At 69.2% G+C, this 4286-nt stretch carries 4 protein-coding genes; 2 read left to right on the top strand and 2 right to left on the bottom strand.

The genetic code is table 11. From position 1 onward, the window contains the following. Nucleotides 1–127: 127 nt before the first annotated feature. Together lipA and lipB are read right to left on the bottom strand one after the other, a co-directional pair. Nucleotides 128–1117 (bottom strand): lipoyl synthase, encoded by a 990-nt coding sequence (gene lipA / locus AC1DG4_RS19515; protein ID WP_477379058.1) that lies wholly within the window; start codon nt 1115–1117, stop codon nt 128–130. Beyond that, nucleotides 1114–1755, bottom strand: a complete 642-nt coding sequence (gene lipB, locus AC1DG4_RS19510) for a lipoyl(octanoyl) transferase LipB (protein ID WP_477379060.1) — start codon at nt 1753–1755, stop codon at nt 1114–1116. The genes lipA and lipB overlap by 4 nt, the downstream gene beginning before the upstream one ends. 85 nt (nt 1756–1840) lie before the next feature. On the opposite strand from lipB, the gene AC1DG4_RS19505 reads away from it, so the two are divergent. Continuing rightward, on the top strand, nt 1841–2428 hold the full coding sequence (locus tag AC1DG4_RS19505) for a TetR/AcrR family transcriptional regulator (RefSeq protein ID WP_477379062.1): 588 nt from the start codon (nt 1841–1843) through the stop codon (nt 2426–2428). Nucleotides 2429–2471: 43 nt separating this feature from the next. Beyond that, the gene (gene ffh, locus AC1DG4_RS19500) at nt 2472–4022 is read left to right on the top strand and encodes a signal recognition particle protein (RefSeq protein ID WP_477379064.1); all 1551 of its coding nucleotides are present in this window, start codon (nt 2472–2474) and stop codon (nt 4020–4022) included. Nucleotides 4023–4286 lie beyond the last annotated feature (264 nt).

Below are 4286 nucleotides of genomic sequence, written 5' to 3'. Positions count from 1 at the left end.
GTCCCTGAGCGAGCGCAGCGAGACGAAGGGCCGCCGGGCGATCGGCTCCTGGCTCAGGAACCAGCGTGCGAACCAACGGTCCCTGAGCGAGCGCAGCGAGACGAAGGGCGGTCGGGCGATCCGCGTCTCAGACGGCTTGGGCGAAGCCGAGGTCTGCGCCGGCGGCGATGTGCGCCAGGTGCGGCGGGATCTCGCGGCCCTTGGACGCCATGGACTGCGCCCACAGCCGGCCGGCGCGATACGAGGAGCGCACCAGCGGCCCGGCGAGCACGCCGAGGAAACCGATCCGCTCCGCCTCCTCCTTGAACGCGACGAACTCGTCGGGCTTCACCCACCGCGACACCGGGAGGTGACGGGGCGTGGGGCGGAGGTACTGGGTGATCGTGATGATGTCGCAGCCCGCGTCGTGCAGGTCCTGGAGCGCCTGCACGACCTCTTCCGGCTCTTCGCCCATGCCGAGGATCAGGTTCGACTTGGTGATCAGCCCCGCCTCGTGTCCCTGCGTGATGACGCTGAGCGAGCGCTCGTAGGTGAACGCCGGACGAATACGCTTGAAGATGCGCGGAACGGTCTCGACGTTGTGCGCGAAGACCTCCGGGCGCGCGTCGAAGATCTGCCCCAGGAACGCCGGATCCGCGTTGTGCTCGTTCGCGAGCAGCTCGACGCCGGTGTTCGGGTTGAGCTCGTGGATCTTCCGCACCGTTTCGGCGTTCAGCCACGCTCCGGTGTCCGGGAGGTCGTCGCGCGCGACGCTCGTGACCGTCGCGTAGCGCAGGCCCATCTGCTGCACGCTCTCGGCCACGCGGCGCGGTTCGTCGGTGTCGTAGTCGGCGGGCTTCCCGGTGTCGATCTGGCAGAAGTCGCAGCGTCGCGTGCACTGCGACCCGCCGATGAGGAACGTGGCCTCCTTGTCCTCCCAGCACTCGAAGATGTTGGGGCAGCCTGCCTCCTGGCAGACCGTATGAAGGCCCTCGTCTTTCACGAGAGAGTGCAGGGCCTTGTATTCCGGCCCCATCTTCGCCTTGGTCTTGATCCATTCCGGCTTGCGCTCGATCGGGGTCTCGGCGTTGCGGATCTCCAGGCGAAGGAGCTTACGACCCTCGGGAGCGGCGCTCATGCGGCCACCTCCGTCGCGTACTCGGCGGCGAACGCCCCAGCGACCGCGTCGGCGATGTCGGCGGGGGAGACCTCGCGGCCGATCACCTCGCTCACGGTGGTGACACCGGCGTCGGTGATGCCGCAGGGGATGATGCCGCGGAACCCGGAGAGGGTGTTGTCGCAGTTGATCGCGAAGCCGTGCATGGTGACGCCCTGCTGCACGCGCACGCCGATCGCGGCCACCTTGTCCTCGCTGAGCGGTCGGCGCACCCACACGCCGCTCCGACCCTCGACTTGGTATCCGTCCACGCCCAGGGGGCGCAGCACGTCGATCAGCAGGCGCTCCAGCCGGCGGACATGGGCGACCACATCCATCGGCTCCGGCAGGCGCACGATCGGATAGCCCACGAGCTGTCCTGGCCCGTGCCATGTGATCTTGCCTCCGCGGTCGACGTCGACCACGGGGGTGCCGTCATGGGGGCGCTCCTGCGGCTCGGTGCGCTTGCCGGCCGTGTACACCGCCTCGTGCTCGAGGAGCAGCAGCGTGTCGGGACGGGTGCCCGCCACGACCTCGGCGTGTACGCGCCGCTGCAGATCCCAGCCGTCGAGGTAGGGGACGAACTCGGGGGCGAGGCCCACCGTCTGGATGTCGAGCATGGCCGATCCTTCTGGTCGAGTTGTTGTATGCGGTTCAATAATACGGGTGAATCGGCGGGTGCGCGCATCGCGATACGGTGTCGTGGTGACCACCCCTGCCCGCGGCGTCGGCCGCCCCCGGGTCTCCTCGCGCGAGACGATCGCCGAGGCGGCCTGCGAGTTGTTCCTGGAGTCCGGGTACGAGGGCACATCGATCGCCGGCATCGCTCAGCGCGCCGGGGTGAGCAGGTCGAGCTTCTTCAACTACTTCTCCTCCAAGAGCGATGTGCTCTGGTCCGGCTTCGACGAGCGTCTCGATCGCGCGGTCGCCGCGCTCGCGGCCCCGGGCGCCGGTGCAGATTCGACGGGCATCGAGGCGGTGCTCGCCGCGATCCTGGAGGGGCTGGAGCCGGATCCGCTGGCTCTCGCGTTCGGCAACGCGCAGGCCATGGGTCTGGAGGAAGAGCTTCAGCGCGAGTCCGCACTGCGCCAGGGAAGGCTTGCCGCGGCACTGTCGGAGGCCGCTCGCGGCGCGGGCGTGGAGCGCATCAGGGCGGACGTGCTCGGCGCCGCCTACGCCGTGGTCGTGCTGTCGTCGTTGCGGGTCTGGGCTGAGGGTGGCGCTGGCCACGGGTCGCCGCTCGCGCAGCTGCAGCACGCGCTGCCGCGCATCGCCGATCTGCACTGGGGCTGACGCGCCGCGGATCGGGGATCCGCTCGCGTAGAATTGCAGCACCATGGCTACATTTGGCACGCTTTCCGATCGGCTCACCGAGACCTTCCGCAATCTGCGCACGAAGGGCAAGCTGACCGCCGCCGACGTCGACGGCACCGTCCGCGAGATCCGACGCGCCCTGCTCGACGCCGACGTCGCGCTGCCCGTCGTCAAGGACTTCACCGCGAAGGTGCGCGAGCGCGCCCTGGGCGACGAGGTCAACAAGGCGCTGAACCCCGCACAGCAGGTCGTGCAGATCGTCAACGAGGAGCTCATCGCGATCCTCGGCGGCGAGCAGCGCCGCCTCGAGTTCGCGAAGAACCCGCCGACGGTCATCATGCTCGCCGGACTCCAGGGATCCGGAAAGACGACCTTTGCCGGCAAACTCGCCAAGCAGCTGCAGGGCGAGGGGCACACGCCCCTGCTCGTCGCCGCCGACCTGCAGCGCCCGAATGCGGTGACCCAGCTCACCGTCGTCGCCGAGCAGGCGGGCGCGACCATCTACGCGCCGGAGCCGGGCAACGGCGTCGGTGACCCGGTGCGGGTGTCGCGGGATGGCGTCGAGCACGCCCGTCGCCAGCAGCACGACATCGTCATCATCGACACCGCGGGACGCCTCGGCGTCGACGCCGAGCTCATGAAGCAGGCCGCTGACATCCGCGCGGCGGTGGATCCGGACGAGGTGCTGTTCGTCATCGACGCGATGATCGGTCAGGACGCGGTCAACACCGCGAAGGCGTTCCAGGACGGCGTGGACTTCACCGGCGTGGTGCTCTCCAAGCTCGACGGTGACGCCCGCGGTGGTGCCGCCCTCTCGGTCGCGTCGCTCACGGGGCGCCCGATCATGTTCGCCTCCACGGGCGAGGGGCTCGAYGACCTCGAGCCGTTCCACCCCGACCGCATGGCGAGCCGGATCCTCGACCTCGGCGACATCCTCACCCTCATCGAGCAGGCGCAGAGCGCGTTCGATGAAGCCGAAGCGCTCAAGGTCGCCGAGAAGCTCGCGACCGAGACCTTCACGCTCGAGGACTTCCTCGAGCAGATGCAGCAGCTCAAGAAGATGGGCTCGATGAAGAAGATGCTCGGGATGCTCCCGGGTATGGGCCAGATGAAGCAGCAGCTCGAGGACTTCGACGAGCGCGAGATCGACCGCACGGAGGCGATCATCCGTTCGATGACGCCGGGGGAGCGTCGCAACCCCAAGGTGCTCAACGGCTCGCGGCGCCTGCGCATCGCGCGCGGCTCCGGCATGACGGTGACCGACGTGAACCAGCTCGTGCAGCGGTTCGAGCAGGCCGCGAAGATGATGAAGACGGTCGCCCGCGGTGGCACCCCGAACATCCCCGGTATGGGCGCGATGCCCGGCATGGGGCGTCCCGGAGCCTCCTCGAAGCGCGGCAAGAAGGGCAAGGCGACAGGCTCGCGCTCAGGCAATCCGGCCAAGCGCGCCGCCGAGAACGCCGGCCTCCCCGCAGGTCAGGCCGCGACCGGATCCGGCTTCGGCCTGGGGGCGCAGCCGGCGCCGAGCGAGGCCGACATGGCCGAGATCCAGAAGCTCTTCGGCAAGAACTGACGTCTTCGCCCACGGGGCGCCGAGGCCGGTCCGGCCGGGCGCCTTGCGGCGCATGCGCGCGGGCGGCGACGTCGGATCCGTCCACGACGCGCTCCTCGACGCGCCGAGAGTGACCCTCGCGCTCCAGTACTAAAACGTTATAGTCTGGGCGCGGCTTCGCGTCGCCCATCATGGGGCGCGGATCCGCTACGCAACGGAGCGCAACCTGGAGGGTGCACATGGCTGACCTGAACCGCAGAACATTCCTGACCGTCGGGGGTGTGT

Source organism: Microbacterium sp. 05N427 (assembly GCF_056397105.1).
The sequence above is the reverse complement of the archived record's forward strand: the minus strand, read 5'-3'. Positions and strand labels throughout refer to the sequence as shown.

Excerpts from the sequence above, each read along its gene's own strand:
- lipA (WP_477379058.1), bottom strand. The coding sequence starts at position 1,117 with ATGAGCGCCGCTCCCGAGGGTCGTAAGCTCCTTCGCCTGGAGATCCGC.
- lipB (WP_477379060.1), bottom strand. The coding sequence starts at position 1,755 with ATGCTCGACATCCAGACGGTGGGCCTCGCCCCCGAGTTCGTCCCCTAC.